General features: G+C 69.9%; 21 protein-coding genes and 1 pseudogene. 8 read left to right on the top strand and 14 right to left on the bottom strand.

What is annotated here, in order from left to right; genetic code table 11:
- Positions 1-46: 46 nt before the first annotated feature.
- Together OG587_RS30720 and OG587_RS30715 are read right to left on the bottom strand one after the other, a co-directional pair.
- Positions 47-736 (bottom strand): vitamin K epoxide reductase family protein, encoded by a 690-nt coding sequence (locus OG587_RS30720; RefSeq protein WP_329081284.1) that lies wholly within the window; start codon positions 734-736, stop codon positions 47-49.
- Positions 717-1,451: a thioredoxin domain-containing protein gene (locus OG587_RS30715; RefSeq protein ID WP_329081282.1), complete on the bottom strand. Its 735-nt coding sequence runs from the start codon at positions 1,449-1,451 to the stop codon at positions 717-719. The genes OG587_RS30720 and OG587_RS30715 overlap by 20 nt, the downstream gene beginning before the upstream one ends.
- 147 nt (positions 1,452-1,598) lie before the next feature.
- On the opposite strand from OG587_RS30715, the gene OG587_RS30710 reads away from it, so the two are divergent.
- Complete coding sequence (locus OG587_RS30710) at positions 1,599-1,961, top strand: ArsR/SmtB family transcription factor (protein WP_329081281.1); 363 nt, start codon at positions 1,599-1,601, stop codon at positions 1,959-1,961.
- Positions 1,962-2,207: 246 nt separating this feature from the next.
- Here OG587_RS30710 and OG587_RS30705 read toward each other — a convergent pair whose 3' ends face one another.
- From OG587_RS30705 to OG587_RS30690, 4 genes are all read right to left on the bottom strand, one after another.
- Entirely contained in the window at positions 2,208-3,392 is a 1,185-nt protein-coding gene (locus OG587_RS30705; protein ID WP_329081279.1) for a hypothetical protein, read from the bottom strand.
- A gap of 61 nt (positions 3,393-3,453) precedes the next feature.
- Positions 3,454-4,179 (bottom strand): DivIVA domain-containing protein, encoded by a 726-nt coding sequence (locus tag OG587_RS30700; protein WP_329081278.1) that lies wholly within the window; start codon positions 4,177-4,179, stop codon positions 3,454-3,456.
- 184 nt (positions 4,180-4,363) lie between these two features.
- Positions 4,364-5,134 carry a glycerophosphodiester phosphodiesterase gene (locus OG587_RS30695; protein ID WP_329081276.1) on the bottom strand — a complete coding sequence of 257 codons (771 nt, stop codon included), beginning with the start codon at positions 5,132-5,134 and terminating at the stop codon, positions 4,364-4,366.
- Positions 5,135-5,249: 115 nt separating this feature from the next.
- The gene (locus tag OG587_RS30690) at positions 5,250-6,098 is read right to left on the bottom strand and encodes an SH3 domain-containing protein (RefSeq protein ID WP_329081275.1); all 849 of its coding nucleotides are present in this window, start codon (positions 6,096-6,098) and stop codon (positions 5,250-5,252) included.
- A gap of 193 nt (positions 6,099-6,291) precedes the next feature.
- Here OG587_RS30690 and OG587_RS30685 point away from each other — a divergent pair, with 193 nt between their 5' ends.
- Positions 6,292-6,735 (top strand): ArsR/SmtB family transcription factor, encoded by a 444-nt coding sequence (locus OG587_RS30685; RefSeq protein WP_329081273.1) that lies wholly within the window; start codon positions 6,292-6,294, stop codon positions 6,733-6,735.
- Between the two features lie 5 nt (positions 6,736-6,740).
- The gene (locus OG587_RS30680; protein WP_329081271.1) at positions 6,741-7,808 is read left to right on the top strand and encodes a cation diffusion facilitator family transporter; all 1,068 of its coding nucleotides are present in this window, start codon (positions 6,741-6,743) and stop codon (positions 7,806-7,808) included.
- A 161-nt stretch (positions 7,809-7,969) separates the two neighbouring features.
- Here the strand turns inward: OG587_RS30680 and OG587_RS30675 are convergent, their stop codons facing one another.
- The 5 genes from OG587_RS30675 to OG587_RS30655 all read right to left on the bottom strand — a co-directional run bounded on the left by OG587_RS30675 (position 7,970) and on the right by OG587_RS30655 (position 10,034).
- Positions 7,970-8,302 (bottom strand): YnfA family protein, encoded by a 333-nt coding sequence (locus OG587_RS30675; protein WP_329081269.1) that lies wholly within the window; start codon positions 8,300-8,302, stop codon positions 7,970-7,972.
- Positions 8,303-8,378: 76 nt separating this feature from the next.
- Positions 8,379-8,723 (bottom strand): hypothetical protein, encoded by a 345-nt coding sequence (locus OG587_RS30670; RefSeq protein ID WP_329081267.1) that lies wholly within the window; start codon positions 8,721-8,723, stop codon positions 8,379-8,381.
- A gap of 5 nt (positions 8,724-8,728) precedes the next feature.
- Positions 8,729-9,004, bottom strand: coding sequence for a MerR family DNA-binding protein (locus OG587_RS30665; protein ID WP_329081265.1), 276 nt, complete (start codon positions 9,002-9,004; stop codon positions 8,729-8,731).
- Entirely contained in the window at positions 9,001-9,378 is a 378-nt protein-coding gene (locus tag OG587_RS30660; RefSeq protein WP_329081264.1) for a hypothetical protein, read from the bottom strand. Before OG587_RS30660 ends, OG587_RS30665 begins: the two co-directional genes overlap by 4 nt.
- Before the next feature lie 161 nt (positions 9,379-9,539).
- Positions 9,540-10,034 carry an ArsI/CadI family heavy metal resistance metalloenzyme gene (locus tag OG587_RS30655; RefSeq protein ID WP_329081262.1) on the bottom strand — a complete coding sequence of 165 codons (495 nt, stop codon included), beginning with the start codon at positions 10,032-10,034 and terminating at the stop codon, positions 9,540-9,542.
- A 126-nt stretch (positions 10,035-10,160) separates the two neighbouring features.
- Between OG587_RS30655 and OG587_RS30650 the strand changes: the two genes are divergently transcribed.
- The 5 genes and pseudogenes from OG587_RS30650 (at position 10,161) to OG587_RS30635 (ending at position 12,876) form a co-directional block, all read left to right on the top strand.
- Entirely contained in the window at positions 10,161-10,544 is a 384-nt protein-coding gene (locus tag OG587_RS30650) for a metalloregulator ArsR/SmtB family transcription factor (protein ID WP_329081260.1), read from the top strand.
- 65 nt (positions 10,545-10,609) lie between these two features.
- Positions 10,610-11,635, top strand: coding sequence for an ACR3 family arsenite efflux transporter (gene arsB, locus OG587_RS30645; protein ID WP_329094056.1), 1,026 nt, complete (start codon positions 10,610-10,612; stop codon positions 11,633-11,635).
- A gap of 15 nt (positions 11,636-11,650) precedes the next feature.
- Positions 11,651-11,872 (top strand): annotated as a pseudogene (locus OG587_RS47330) (three-helix bundle dimerization domain-containing protein); the annotation flags it as partial.
- Between the two features lie 30 nt (positions 11,873-11,902).
- Positions 11,903-12,322 carry an arsenate reductase ArsC gene (locus OG587_RS47325; protein ID WP_443075638.1) on the top strand — a complete coding sequence of 140 codons (420 nt, stop codon included), beginning with the start codon at positions 11,903-11,905 and terminating at the stop codon, positions 12,320-12,322.
- Positions 12,319-12,876: a GNAT family N-acetyltransferase gene (locus OG587_RS30635; RefSeq protein WP_329081256.1), complete on the top strand. Its 558-nt coding sequence runs from the start codon at positions 12,319-12,321 to the stop codon at positions 12,874-12,876. Before OG587_RS47325 ends, OG587_RS30635 begins: the two co-directional genes overlap by 4 nt.
- A gap of 2 nt (positions 12,877-12,878) precedes the next feature.
- On the opposite strand, the gene OG587_RS30630 is transcribed toward OG587_RS30635, so the two are convergent.
- From OG587_RS30630 to OG587_RS30620, 3 genes are all read right to left on the bottom strand, one after another.
- Positions 12,879-13,325, bottom strand: a complete 447-nt coding sequence (locus tag OG587_RS30630; RefSeq protein WP_329081254.1) for an alpha/beta fold hydrolase — start codon at positions 13,323-13,325, stop codon at positions 12,879-12,881.
- 451 nt (positions 13,326-13,776) lie between these two features.
- Positions 13,777-13,926, bottom strand: coding sequence for a hypothetical protein (locus OG587_RS30625; RefSeq protein WP_329081253.1), 150 nt, complete (start codon positions 13,924-13,926; stop codon positions 13,777-13,779).
- Positions 13,927-13,959: 33 nt separating this feature from the next.
- A complete protein-coding gene (locus OG587_RS30620) occupies positions 13,960-14,295 on the bottom strand; it encodes an ArsR/SmtB family transcription factor (RefSeq protein ID WP_329081251.1) in 336 nt (111 codons plus the stop codon).
- Between the last annotated feature and the right edge of the window lie 247 nt (positions 14,296-14,542).

The following is a 14,542-nucleotide window of genomic DNA, read 5'->3' as shown; positions in this document are numbered from 1 at the left end:
GTGTGCCTGATCGGCCGGGAACGTTTCGCGAACCGCCGGTCAGGCATCACAGCAGGGTGCTCCAGTAGGACCAGAACCGCACACCGATCATGGTGAGGAGGGCCAGGAACCAGACGGTGAGCGCCACCGCGTGATAGCCCACCAGCGCCTCGACGACGCGCTGCCCACCGGCGGGCGCCGGCAGGTGGCGCCGGTGCAGGTTGTGCAGGGTGACGTAGAGGAAGCTCGGGATGGTGACCGCCCACACCAGCATGCAGTAGGGGCACAGCGCGCCGATCACGTACAGGCTCTGGACGATCAGCCAGTGGACGAACACCACCCCGAAGGTGACGCCGGCCTGCAGGCCGAGCCAGAACCAGCGGCCCAGACGGGCGCCGGACAACAAGGCGGCGCCGATGGTGGCGACGAGGGCGAAGGCGGCGATGCCCAGCAGCGGGTTGGGAAAACCGAACACCTCGGCCTGCGGCGTGGTCATCACCGACCCGCACGAGAGCACCGGGTTGATGCTGCAGCTGGGCACGTAGGTGGGATCCTTGAGCAGCGCGATCTTCTCGACGGCGAGCGTGAACGCCGCGCCCAGCCCGATCGCCCCGCCGATCAGCAAAAGCCAAGGCAGCAGCCGGGGAAACGGCCCTGCGTCAGGGCCGACGGGTTCGGCCGCATCCAGACGATCATGCGCCGTGGAGGGCTGGTCGTCAGCGGGTTCCGCCGTGGCCTCAGCCGGCGAGCGCTGCATCGATGGCCGCCTTGATGTCGTCGGAGGATTCGGGTTCGAGCTTCTTGCCGTTGAGGAAGAACGTCGGTGTCCCCTGCACGCCCAGCGCCTGGCCGTCGGCCATGTCCTTCTTGATCCGGACCAGGGTGGCCGGGTCGCTGTAGGCCTTGTCCCAGGCGGCCATGTCCAGGCCCAGATCCTGGGCGAACGTGCGGAAGAGGGCGTCGGCGGGAACCTGCTTCTCGCCCCACTGGGTCTGGGTCTCGTACATCCGCTGGTACATCGCCTCGAACTTGCCCTGCCCGGCGGCGGCCTCGACGGCACGGGCGGAGCGCTCGGCGTTGAAGTGGCTGGGAACGGGGAAGTAGCGCACCACGAAGGTCACCTTCCCGGCGTATTGCTTGCGCAGCTTCTCCACGATGGGGAAGGCGGCCCGGCAGGCCTCGCATTCGAAGTCGAGGAACTCCACCAAGGTCACCTTGCCGTCAGCGGTGGTCTGCACCTTGTGGCTGTCGGCCCGCACCAGCTGGGATTCGCCGGCGGCCACGGCGGCGGTGTCGGACCCGGAGGTGAATCGGTTGATCGCGAACACCGCGCCCAGCACCACCACGAACACCCCGATCACCGACAGCGAGATCATGGTGTTCTTCTTGCGCCTGCCTTGGCGCTGCTCCTCGGCGCGCATGGCTTCGATCTTGTCTCGCCGGGCCTTGGCTCGGGCCGGTGTCTTCGACACGTCCACACTCCTTGGGTCAGGGGATGCCGCCGACACCGAATCAACCTAATGGATGTTGATATGTGTTTGAGGTAAAGATGCAGCCCGACATCGCAGCCCCGGGCGGGCGCGGAACCGCCATCACAGGCCGGCTGTTAGCGTGATCGGGTGAGTGATGAGCACTGCGACCTTCTCTGCCTCGACCTTCCCCACGCCGAAGAAGTCCGCGCCCGTCTGCCGGCCGCGCCGAGCCTGACCTCGGCGGCCGAGCGCGCCAAGGCCCTGGCCGACCCTTCCCGGCTGCGGGTGGCCCTGGCCCTGGCCGGCGGTGGCGAGATGTGCGTCTGTGACCTGGCCTGGGTGTGCGGCTTCGCCCAGAATCTGGTCTCCCACCACCTTCGTGTCCTGCGCAACGCCGATCTGGCCGCCTCCCGCCGCGACGGCAAACTGGTGATGTACCACTTGACCGCGACCGGCCGTGCTCTGCTGACCGCCCTGATCGGCGCGGAAGATCTCACCGAGGCGATCTGAACACCGGCGTCGTTAGCGACGAGACAATGGCCCGGCTCCTCGCCCCCGAAAGCGGGCAGTCCCGCGTCCTGCATCTGAGTTAGGCACCTGGGCTGCGTCTCCTCAGGTCTGTGTGTTCAACAGCAGGCGCCCGCAAGGTGGTGTGCTCCCAGCTTTGCGGGGAGCGGCTCGATCGCAGGGCGGATCAGGAAAGGCGCTCTGGGCGAAGGCTTCGGCGGCATGGTCTTGGAGGGCCGGGGTCGGCGGTTACTTGGTGATCGTGGTGAGCAGGTAGCGGCGTTGCTGCTCGGTTAAGTCACCGATGTGACGGCTGGCATCGATCCCGCCCGCCGTCAGGACTCTGGTGATCTCGGCGGGATTGTGGCCGGGAAGGAGCGACAGCAGCCAGCCGACCCAGGCGTTCTTGACGACGTCGTCGGTGCGGGCCAGCACCTCGCTCAGTGACATCCGCCCGGTACTCACCGCTTCACGCAACTGAGCATGGGTCAGCGGGGTCTGCGCTGGCCGGGTTGGTGGCCGGACAGCAGGCGTAGGGGCAGAGGAGGCGGGTGCCGCATGGTCGGCGACGTGGGGTCGGTGCCCGGTTTGCGGGTGGTCTTCACCCAGTACGCCGTGCGTGGCGATCAGGAGGGCGCCCCCGGTGACGGCGACGCCCGCGGCGATGGTCAGGTGGCGTCTGGACAGCCGGCCGCTCTCTTGGCTGGCGGCGGCGAGTCTGAGTCCGACGATCGCGGTGCGCAGCAGCACACCGGTGACCATGCCGAGCAGGAGCGGCACGAGTTGGCCGGGCAGCGGGGCGATGGTGGCGATCAGAATGCCGGCGGCCGGGCTGAGGCAGGAGACGACCAGCCACGGAGCCAGCCGCTGGCGGGCCATGTCCAGCAGGGCGGCCAGTGCCAGCCCTTCACTGGCCGAGTGAACCATGAGGGCGATGACGACCACGGCGGAGGCGGTCAGTGCCAGCGTCGCGCCTTCGATCGCCCGGTGCAGGGTAAGGGCGGCCGCGGTGCCCATGCCGCCGAACAGGGCGGCGTCGACGGCTTCCTTGACGCGGCGGTGCAGGCCGGGCGCGTGCCTGCCGCCGACCGGTTGAGAACCTCCATGTCCGTGTCCGTGTCCGCAGCCTTTGCGGGTGAAGTAGGTGATCACCAGGAAGCCGAACACGATGGCCAGCCCGACCGCCCACAGGGGTACTCCCGTCTCGGCCGCGTCTCGCCAGGCGTCGGGCAGCAGGTCGACCAGGGCGGTGATCAGCATCATCGCCGAGGCGATCGCCAGCCACACCGTCACCCGCGCGGAGTCACGCCGGGCCAGCCACGCCCCGGCGAGCGTGGACAGCGACACCAGCAGCACCGCGGCCCACGCGCCGACACCGGGAGAGGCTCCCTCCAGCGCCGGTCCCAGCACCGAGGTCCCTTCGACCATCACCATGTCTCACCACCTCTTATCGGGATCGGATCGCGGGAAAGTTCCGAACCGGCTGATAGGTCGTTCAGCGCTCCTCGGCGACGGCATCACCTGCGGGCATGCTCGCCGACGTGTCTCCGCCCGGCGGCGATGCCTGTTGTGACGTTGTCCGTTGCGATGCTGGTTGTCTCGGCGTCGGCTGCCGGCCGACGGCCATGGGTGGGGGCGGCGATATCAGCACCAGCTCGCTGAAATTGGTGAGTTCACCGAGCAGGCTCTGCAGCTGGTCGGCTTGCGCTTGCAGGCTGCGCTTGAGCCGGTCGCCGTAGTCGGCGGCAAAAGTGTTGAACTCCTCGGTGCGGCGTTCCAGTTCTTGCCCGCAGGAGGCATGGACCTCCTTCCGCAGGGCGGCGGCACGGTCGCGGGCTTGCGCCACGATCGCCTCGGCTTGCTGTTCGGCGGCGGCCAGCATCCGGTCGGCGCTGTCCTGGGCCATCGCCATGATCCGCGTCACGCGCTCCTCCGCCGGTCTGGCCTGCCTGGCGGCGCGCTCGGCGGCGCTCACCCGGGCATACAACTCCGCGTTCTCCTGTACGAGCACGGTGAAGGTGGTCTCGACCTGGCCGAGGAAGGTGTCCACCTCGGCCAGGTCGTAGCCTTCGCGCAGCCGGACCACGGTGAACACCTGGTTGCGCACGGCGGCGGGACTTAGCCGGCTCACACCGGCGGAGAGGCCGGGGCCGAGCGGAGAGGTAGGGGTGTGGTCGATCTCGTCGAGGGGGGCAGGGGCGTGCCCGGGCTCGTCGTGCATGGCCTTTCACGTGACCTTTCACCATGGTTTTCGAAGCGTGAGCGGGACCGGCGAGATCGGGTATCGGTGGCGTCCGACCGTCGCGGTCCCGGGCTTTGGGGAGATGCCTGACCGTGCGGCACGCACCAAGGTCGGCTTCTCGCGCCTGGCCTGGCCGCGGGGTGCCGGGTGAGTGCGGGCGGCCTCACGACCGGCATGTCTCTCGGGCCCAGGCCAGGTAGTCGGCGCTTTGGTCGGTGAGAATGCCAGTGACGCCATAGCTGGCCAGGCGCCGCCAGGCGTCACGGTTGTTGGGGGTCCAGGCGTAGATGGCCGCGCCCGCGTCACGGTAGGCGCGGACCCGGGCGCGGGTCAGCCGGTCGTGGCGCACCGCGACGAAGGCGTACCTCCCGGCTAGCGCGGCCGACGGTGCGGACCTGGTCACCAGGCCTTTACGGGCCGGGAGGGAATCCGCCGCCCGCAGCGCCACCGCGGAGAACGAGGCGAGGTTCGCCCACGGGAAGGCACCCTGGCGCCGGTAGGTGGTGCGCAGGGCGCGCACGTCCGCGGTGTCAGGAATCTGTTTGAGCTCGACGAGCACCTCGCCGACTCGGCCACGTAGCAGCGCCAGTGCCTGGTCCAGCGTCGGCGGGGGCTGCCCGTCACCGGTCCGCAGCGCGCGAAACCGAGTCAGGGTCATGGCCTCGACGCGGCCGCTGCCGGTGGTGGTCCGATCCACCGTGGCGTCGTGCATCAGCACCGGATGGTGGTCCTTGGTGAAACGGACGTCGAGTTCAACGCCGGTCGAGCCCGCGCCCAGCGCGTGACCCAACGCGATGAGGGTGTTTTCCGGCCCAGCGCTTTGATCCCCCCGGTGGGAGAGCACACCGGGCGCCGAACACCTCACCGCCGCCGCAGTGGCGGTGGTGGCGCGGATGATCTCAGCCACGGTGAGGACTGTCAGCAACACGATCATCAGCAGCTCTCCCCGCGAGATCCGGGGCGCACCACGCCGTCGAAGGTTTCCCTCCCCGGTCGACGAGCGTCGCCGGGGACGGGAGGTTTTCACCATGAGCGGCTGCTCGCGGCCGCTACTTGGTGACCTTGCGCAGGTAGCCGGCCGAGGCCCAGCCGCGCTTGCCGTTGGCCGCCCTCACCTTGATCCAGCCTCGGGTCGCCTTGCAGGCGCCGGTGAGTCGGCCATCGGCCACCCGCAGCTTGGCGACGGAGCGAAAGCGCAGCCCGGCGCCGGAGCGGACGTTGAGGAAGCTGACGCGCCGCACGTGGGTGACCCGGTAGACGCAGGCCAGTGCCGCCCGGCCGGGCACGCGGGCTGAACCGGCATTACGCACCTTGCGCACCTGACGGGCCAGGACCCAGCCGGTGACGCCGGTGGCGGTCGTGACCCGTACCCAGCCGTTGACGCTCTCACAGGCGCCGGTGAACCGGCCGTCGGCCACGCGAAGCGTGCCGACCGAGCGGGAAGTCTTGTCGGTGCCGGAGCGCAAGGTGACATACCGGCTCCGGCCGGTGTGGTTGACGCGGTAGGCGCAGGCCGGCGTCGGCTGGCCGGTCGCGGCGGGAGATGAGGTGAGTTTGCGCAGGTTGCTGGACGGGACCCAGCCGGTGACGGCGGCGGTGGTCTTGACCTGCACCCAGCCGTTGACGCTCTCACAGGCGCCGGCGACCGGCGTCTCGTCCGCACGTAGGGTGCCGACCGGGCTGAAGGTCTGGCCGGCTTGGGAGCGGACGGTCAGCACGGTGTCGGAGTACACGTTGGTGACCTGGTAGGTGCAGGCCAGGGCGGGAGTGGGGGTCGTCTCGGTGAGGCGGGCGGTCGCGTGGACGGGTAGGGCGGTCCAGATGAGCCCGCCCGCGGCGGCGCACGCGGTCAGGGCGGTCAGGGCGGTCAGGGTGACGGTGGTTCGCTTCGCGGTCATCGCGGTGTTTCCCTTCGATCGGCATCTGGTCGCCGGCGCGGAGCCGGCGGCCTGGTCAAGCTGAGGGCACTTGACCTGCGATGCTCACGAAGAGTAATTTCCTCATTACTAAATGCTTAAACATGTGAGCAACTGAACATACATCCATTGCGACCTGCATCCCTTACCCCGACGAGGAAAAGAGGTAGGCGCCGTGACCCCCCGATCTACGGTCTGCGCCCATGCGGACCTGACCAGCCACTCCTCCACGAAGGTGACCGCGTGTCCCAACGCCCCCTGCAGTCCGTTTCTCGCCGCTGAACGGGTGCAGAGCATCCGGCGGGCGCTGCCGACCGAACAGGTGGTGCAGGAACTCGCGCAGGTCTTCGCGCTGCTGGCCGACCCCGGAAGGCTGCGGCTGACGGCCGCCCTGCTGCACGCCGGAGAGATGTGCGTACGCGACCTGGCGGCGGTCACCGGCCAGAGCATGTCGGCCACCTCGTGCGCGCTGCGGCTGCTGCGCGCCCACCACGTGGTGCAGGTCCGCCGCGCCGGGCGGCTGGCGCACTACCGGCTGGCCGACTCCCACATGCGGATGCTGTTCGCCCAGGCGATCACCCACATCGGACATGAAACAGACACCCGCCATGGGGAGTGATAGCGATGCCTGAGTATGGACACGCGGGTGGGCGCGGTACTGGGCACGGGCATGGGCACGGGGTGAGCGCGGAGGCCGATCGCCGCTACCTGACCGGAGCGCTGGCGCTGATCACCGGATTCATGACGGTCGAGGTCGTCGTCGGCCTCCTCGCCCGTTCCCTGGCCCTGATCTCCGATGCCGGGCACATGCTCACCGATGCCGTCGCCATCGTCTTCGCACTGGTCGCCATGCGGATCGCCGCCCGGCCGCCCCGGGGCGGCTTCACCTACGGGCTCAAACGTGCCGAGATCGTCTCCGCGCAGGTCAACGGCATCACCCTGTTGCTGCTGGCCGCCTGGTTCGTCTTCGAAGGCGTCCGCCGCCTGATCGCCCCTCCCGACGTCGAGGGCCTGTACGTGGTGGTGACCGGCCTGGCCGGAATCGTCGTCAACCTGGCCGCCACCTGGCTGCTGTCTCGGGCCGACCGCTCCAGTCTCAACGTCGAGGGCGCCTACCAGCACATCCTCAACGACCTGTTCGCCTTCGTCGCCACCACGGTCGCCGGAGCCGTCGTCTGGCTCACCGGCTGGACCCGGGCCGACGCGATCGCCGCCCTCGTCGTCGCCGCTCTGATGCTCAAGGCGGGCTGGGGCCTGGTCCGCGACGCGGGCCGGGTTTTCATGGAGGCCGCCCCCGTGGGCATGGATCCCGCCGAGGTCGGCACCAGGACCGCCGCCCTGGAGCACGTCGTCGAGGTGCACGACCTGCACATCTGGGAGGTCACCTCCGGCTACGCCGCCTTGTCGGCGCACATCCTGGTCACCCCCGGCGCCGACTGCCACACCGTGCGCCTGGCCGCTGAACGGTTATTCCATGACACCTACGGCATCGAGCACGTCACCCTGCAGGTCGACCACGCCCCGCCGGGGCTGCTGACCATCGGCGACGCCGCCCCCCACTGCGCCGCACCGCACGGCCCCACCCATCGCAGCCCTCCTCGGCACGACGGCGCCGCCACCACGCCCTCGCCCGACGACACCGATCCCGGCGATCAGGGAGGTACGGCCCGTCTGTCCCCGGCCTCGGAGTAGAGCACGGCACCCACCTTGGCGGCGATCACCGAACGCAGGGTTTTTATCACTCCTTGATGAGCTACAAGACCTCGATGGATTCGTCACCCTGCGCGCCACGTCACGGGAGAGGGAGGGCTGGGCTGCGAACACGAGGATTCGTGCGTGCTGGTGTCTTGTTCTCAGCCGCGCGGCGCGTACATGATCACCGCGACGCCGGCCAGGCAGACCGCAGCGCCGATGATGTCCCAGCGGTCGGGGCGAAAACCGTCGACGACCATGCCCCAGGCCAGGGATCCGGCGACGAAGATGCCGCCGTAGGCGGCCAGGATGCGGCCGAAGTTCGCATCCGGCTGCAAGGTGGCGACGAATCCGTACAGGCCCAGCGCGATGACGCCGACGCCGATCCAGGCCAGGCCGCGCTGCTCGCGCACCCCTTGCCAGACCAGCCACGCTCCGCCGATCTCGGCGAGCGCGGCCAGGGCGAACAGCAGCAGGGAACGGATGATCGTCATGGCAGGCAGTACAGCGCATCCCGGCAGCCGGCCCTTCGCCGGGTGGGCGCCGGGCGTGCTCCAGCGGGGCGGGTGCTCAACATCCGCAGCCGTTTCCGCCGCACCCGCAGACCCCTTTCACGGCGGCCGCCGGGCGGGCGGTGCGGCGGTGCAGCCACCACATGGCCGCCGCGGCCGCGATCAGCAGCCCGGCGAGGGCCAGCAAGGTCTGTTCGGCCAGCGCGGCGCCGGCGCCGGTGAGCAGCCCGGCGGCGATCAGCAGCGGCAGCGCGCAGCAGGCCGCGCACGCCGCCACCGCCAGGGCGGCGGTGACCTTGCTGCGCAGCGGCGGACCGCCACCGTCTCGGACGCGCTCGCCCGGTGCGCCGGATTCGGTGAGGGGCACGGTGGGGGGCGTGCGGTGGTCGTGGTGGGTGCTCACGTCGGTCAGCTCTCCTCAGGGGTGCGGCCCGCGGCCAGGTCGGCGAACGGCAGGGGGCAGTCGGGGCAGGTGCAGTGGGTCAGGCTGTCGCATCCGGCCAAGACCACCGCGGCAAGCGCCGCCCGGATGGTGGTCAGGTCGGCGATCTTCGCGTCCACTTCGGTGATCTTCGCCTGGGCGTGGGCGCGCAGATCGGGGGTGGGGTGGCCGCGCCGTCCGGTGTCGATCAGCTCGGCGACCTCCTCCAGGGTGAAACCGAGCCGCTGGGCGGCTTTGATCACCGCGAGCAGGGTGACGGTTTCGGGCGGGTAGGCGCGGTGCCCGCCGCGGCGCGGGCCTGCAGCGCGTCCAGCACCTCGGCCTGCTCGGCCGGCACCGCCACCTCCAGCGCCAGGTGGCCGCCCGTGATGGTCAGGGTGAAGGTGAAGAAGGAGCAGCAGCCGTTCTCCCGCGCGGCCAGTTCGGCGGCCCGCGCGGCGTGCTCGGGGCTGAAGACGAGCTCCAGCCGCAACCGCGTCCGCTGCGGGCGCGTGACGGCCTGCACCGCCTCAGCGAACAAGGCGTCGAACTCGGCTACCCGCAGTGGCCGCTCGGCGGTGGGCAGCGTGCACGCCGAGGGCACCCATCCCTGCTCAAGGGCGATGTTGTGTGTCATGTCTCGACGGTAGGCCTGTACCCAGGTACCGGATGCAACCCCTGCGGCGAACCTGTTTCCCCCTGCGGGGAGGCCTCGGCCCTCCCCTCCGGCGGACGTGCGGTCGCACGTCCGCCGGACCGCACGCCGCGGCGGGGCAAGGGTGGCCCGCGGTCGGTCTTTCAGCAGCAGCCGCTGCTCGCCGCGGCGCCGGCCGTCTGAGGCTGCTCGTCGGTCTTCTCCGCGCTCGGGCCGCAGGCACACGGGGCTGCGGGGTCCTGGGTGGCGCTCGCGGACTTGCCCAGGACGTCGGCGTCGGCCTTGACCACGTAGACCTCCCACGGCTCGGCGCCGGGGCCACTCACCCACACCTTGTCCTGCAGGGCGTAGCAGCAGGAGGTGTCGTTCTCCTCGAAGGTGGCCAGTCCGGCGTCCTTGAGCCGCTGGGTGGCCGCCTGCACCTGGGCGGTGTCGGTGACCTCGACGCCCAGGTGGTCCAGGCGGGTGTCGTGGCCTTCCTCACCTTCCAGGAGCACCAGCTTCAGCGGCGGCTCGGCGATGGCGAAGTTGGCATATCCGGGGCGGCGCTTGGCGGGCTCGACGCCGAACAGCTTGGAGTAGAAGGCGATCGAGCCTTCCAGGTCGGAGACGCGCAGGGCGAGCTGAACACGGGACATGGTGATCCTCCACGATCGACGGCAGGGCGGTGACCATCACCGCCCCCACCCGCTATTTAGATGAATATCTAGATAGCGGGCGCCCTCAGCTTGCAATGCTGCTTAGAGACCTGTCAACTTAGAGGTATGTCGAAACAAGCGTTGCCGATCGTGAATCTGGCCGGGGCCGATGAGGCGGGGCAGGCGTGCTGCGCGCCGCTGGTGTGCGAGCCGCTGAACGCGGCCGAGGCCGAGGAGCTGGCGCCGTTGTTCAAGGCGATCGCCGACCCGGTGCGGCTGCGCCTGTTGTCGCTGATCGCCTGCCACGAGGGCGGTGAGGCGTGTGTGTGCGATCTGACAGGTGCCTTCGAGGTGACCGGCCCGACGATCAGCCACCATTTGAAGGTGCTGCGCACCGCGGGGCTGATCGACTGCGAACGGCGCGGCACCTGGGTCTACTACTGGGTCAACCCCGGCGTGCTGGAGCGGCTTTCGGCGATCTTGGGGCCGCGCGTCACGGCGATGGCGTGAGCGGCATCACGCAGGCACCGCCCGTGCCGGCGGCCGAGGCGGCGCCGACGGCGGGGCGGTTGTCGATGTTGGACCGGTTGCTGCCGGTGTGGATCGCCGCCGCGATGGCCGCCGGACTGCTGGCGGGCCGGATGATCCCCGGCCTGGGCGCGACGCTGGAGGTCGTCCAGGTCGACGGCATCTCGCTACCGATCGCGCTGGGCCTGCTGGTGATGATGTACCCGGTGCTGGCCAAGGTCCGCTACGACCGGCTGGAGACGGTCACCGGCGACCGGCGGCTGCTGGCCACCTCGCTGGTGCTGAACTGGGTGGCCGGACCGGCGCTGATGTTCGCCCTGGCCTGGCTGTTGCTGCCGGATCTGCCCGCCTACCGCACCGGCCTGATCATCGTCGGCCTGGCCCGATGCATCGCCATGGTCATCATCTGGAACGACCTGGCGTGCGGTGACCGGGAGGCCGCCGCCGTCCTAGTTGCCCTCAACAGCGCCTTCCAGATCATCACCTTCGCCGTGCTCGGCTGGTTCTACCTGGAGGTGCTGCCCGGCTGGCTCGGTCTGCCCGCCACCGGGCTGGACGTGTCGATGTGGGACATCGCCCGCTCCGTGCTCATCTTCCTCGGCCTCCCGCTGGCCGCCGGATACCTCACCCGCCACCTCGGGGAAAAGGCCAAAGGCCGCACCTGGTACGAGAAGCGCTTCCTGCCGAAGATCGGCCCAGCAGCCTTGTGGGGGTTGTTGTTCACCATCGTGATCCTGTTCGCCCTGCAAGGCGACGCGATCGTCTCCAAGCCGCTCGACGTCGCTCGGATCGCGCTGCCGCTGCTGATCTACTTCGCCCTCATGTGGGCCGGCGCCTTCGCCCTGGGCCACCTGGTCGGCCTGGGGTACGCGCGCACCGCGACGCTGGCGTTCACCGCGGCGGGCAACAACTTCGAACTCGCCATCGCGGTCGCGATCGCCACCTTCGGCGTCACCTCCGGCCAGGCCCTGGCCGGGGTGGTCGGCCCGCTCATCGAGGTGCCCGTCCTGCTCGCGCTGGTCTACCTCTCCCTGGCCCTGCGCCGCCGCCTCACCCGCCCCGTGCCCGCGTGATCCGAAAGGCTCCGCATGTCCCTGCCCTTCGAGCGGCCCGGCTCCGGACCCGGCATCGGCCGGCCCCACGCCGTCCTGGAGCGCGCCGCCAGCGAACTCGCCACCGGCTACACCGGCATATTCGCTCCCGAGACCGTCGCCGAGCTGGTCGGCGACTCCTATGACCTGCTGAGCCGCGGCGCCCGCGTCCAGGCTCACCTGCCCACCCTGGCCGTCCGTTTCGCCGCCGAGCGGCTGCGGGCCGCCGCCCTCGTTCAAGGAGCCATCGTGTCCACCATCCCCGAGGTGTTGTTCGTGTGCGTGCACAACGCCGGACGCTCCCAGATGGCCGCCGCGCTGCTGGAGCACCATGGTGGCGGCCGGGTCATCGTCCGCTCGGCCGGATCGGCTCCCGCCGACTCCATCAACCCGGCCGCCGTCACGGTCATGGACGAGCTCGGCCTGGACCTGACGCGCGCGTTCCCCAAGCCGCTCACCAGCGAGGCCGTCCAGGCCGCCGACGTGGTCATCACCATGGGCTGCGGCGACGCCTGCCCTATCTTCCCCGGCAAGCGCTATGAGGACTGGCAGCTGGCCGACCCTGCCGGTCAAGGCATTGAGAAGGTACGCCGCATCCGCGACGAGATCGACGCCCGCGTCCGCGCACTGCTCACCGAACTGCTCACCGAACCAGCGGACCGGACATGAACACGACCCCCGCCGCCATGACGGGGCCGCGCATCACGGCCATGACCGCGGGGCATGCCGCCCAGGTGCTGGCCATCTACCGGTTTGGCATCGACGAAGGCCAGGCCACCTTTGAGACCACCGCCCCCACCTGGGAGCAGTTCGCGGCGGCCAAGCTGCCCGCTCACCGCCACGTCGCCGTCGACCAGGACGTCGCCACCGACGTCGGCCAGAACGGTAGCATCGACGGTGGCCGGGTGCTGGGCTGGGTCGCGGCGGTCGCGGTCTCCGACCGGTGCGCTTATGCCGGAGTGGTGGAGCACTCGGTCTACGTCCATCCCGCCGCCCGAGGCCGTGGCGTCGGCTCCGCGCTGCTCGCGGCCCTGATCGCCTCCACCGAGGCCGCCGGGATCTGGACGATCCAGGCCGGCGTCTTCCCCGAGAACACCGCCAGTCTCGCCCTGCACGCACGCGCCGGATTCCGGGTGATCGGCACCCGGGAACGGATCGGCCGCCACCACGGCCTCTGGCGCGACGTCGTGCTGATCGAACGCCGCAGCCCGGCCATCTCCTGACATCACACGCCAATCTCACCCGCGGGTCGGCCTCTGAGGAAGATGAATGCGAGAATCAGCACGAGGAGGAAAGCGTGGCGGAGACGACCGAAACCGGCGTCTTGGTGCACCAGTTCGGGCCGCTGGGCCATCAGCTCTTCCACGACGAATCCGCCTTGAGACAAGCCCATCATCCGGGCCTCGCTCCAGCCGAGGTGAGCCATGAGGGCGGCCGCGTCGTCGGCGAGCTGGGCGATGGTGTAGGGGCCCTGGGGCGCCGATGATTCGCCGCTGCCGCGCGCATCCAGCGCCGCCACCCGATAGCCAGCCTCCACCAGCGCTGGTAGCTGCATCAACGCCCACACGCCGCGTGGCATGCTGGTGCCCCCCAGCAACAGCACCGGCTGCCCGTCTTCGGGGCCGTGCAGCTCATACCCCATGCTGATGTCGCCGATCTGCGCAACCGTCATTGACTTCCCCATGTGGTTAACGATCACTGGCTCCCCGAACGATACGCCTCGATGCCGTGCGTCGCCGCCGGGGAAAGGGCACAGGAAGTGGACATCCTTTTCCTGCCTTACAGGTAGAAGGTTCCAACAGCACCTACTCCAGGCAAGGAAGGATTCGTTGAGGTTCACGGTTCAGCCCATGGTGGGGTCTGCTGGTCGGCGCTGACATGGCCTGAGGCGACGTGATGAGCCTGGGCATTTGCTCGGCGAACAGCAGGGGTGAGCCGGTGGAGAGGCGGTCTTCGGCGGCCCGGACGGCGCGGGCCGCCCGGGCGAGGCCTGCTACAGCTCGGTGGTCCTTGCCGGGATGCGTCCCAGGCCCGGCAGGAAGCGGCCCACGCGGCTGGCGTAGTGCTGCCGCCCTCGGTACGTGCCTGTCCAGTGGCAGATAGCCGATCGCGTGGCGGCCCCGTCACCGGGGACGGGCAGGGGGCAGGCTGATATGGGCGCGGCCGGCGATCGAGTCGGTCCGCTGCGGGGCGAAGGCGCCGTCGAGCATCGAGCAGGCCAGTGCCGACGAGACGGCGGGTTCGATCACGGGGCCGGTGATGGCGACGCTCACAGCAGTTGGACCCCTCGCCCGGATGCGTACCCATCAGCAGCAGCCCTTCTCGGTCGCCTCGGCGCAGGTGCGGTCGGCGGCCACCGTCACCACGGCGGTGCGCAGGTCATCCAGTGCGTGGGCCAAGCGGGGGTCGGCCAGTTCATAGCGGGTGCGGCGGCCGACCGGGACGGCGACGATCAAGCCGCAGTCACGCAGGCAGGCCAGATGGTTGCTCAGCCGGGTGCGGGAGATGCCCAGCGACTCGGCCAGATCGGCGGGGTGGGCCGGAGCCTGGCGGAGTGAGAGCAGCAACTGGCAGCGAATCGGATCGGCCAGAGCGCGGCCGAACCGGGTGAGTACCTCGATCTCGGGGGCGATCGTCAACATACCCGTATAGTACATGGAGTCCTGAATTCAGAGAAACGTGAATCCTTGTTGGTGGGTGATACCAGGCTCAGCCCGCCTGCCGTCCTTCGGAAGGCGGGCTGGCCGCCACCGCCCTTTCCCCCGCGCACTGTTTCCCCCAGAGGCGACGATGCATGGTGCAGCGCTCGTGAGCGGGGGCTCTTCGTCCGCGCGGGTCGGCCGGGTGCGGGCCGGTAGCCTTGCGGACGACACCCGCGGCAGAGGCGAA

This window comes from Streptosporangium sp. NBC_01469 (genome assembly GCF_036227305.1).
GTDB lineage: Bacteria > Actinomycetota > Actinomycetes > Streptosporangiales > Streptosporangiaceae > Streptosporangium.
The sequence above is the reverse complement of the archived record's forward strand: the minus strand, read 5'-3'. Positions and strand labels throughout refer to the sequence as shown.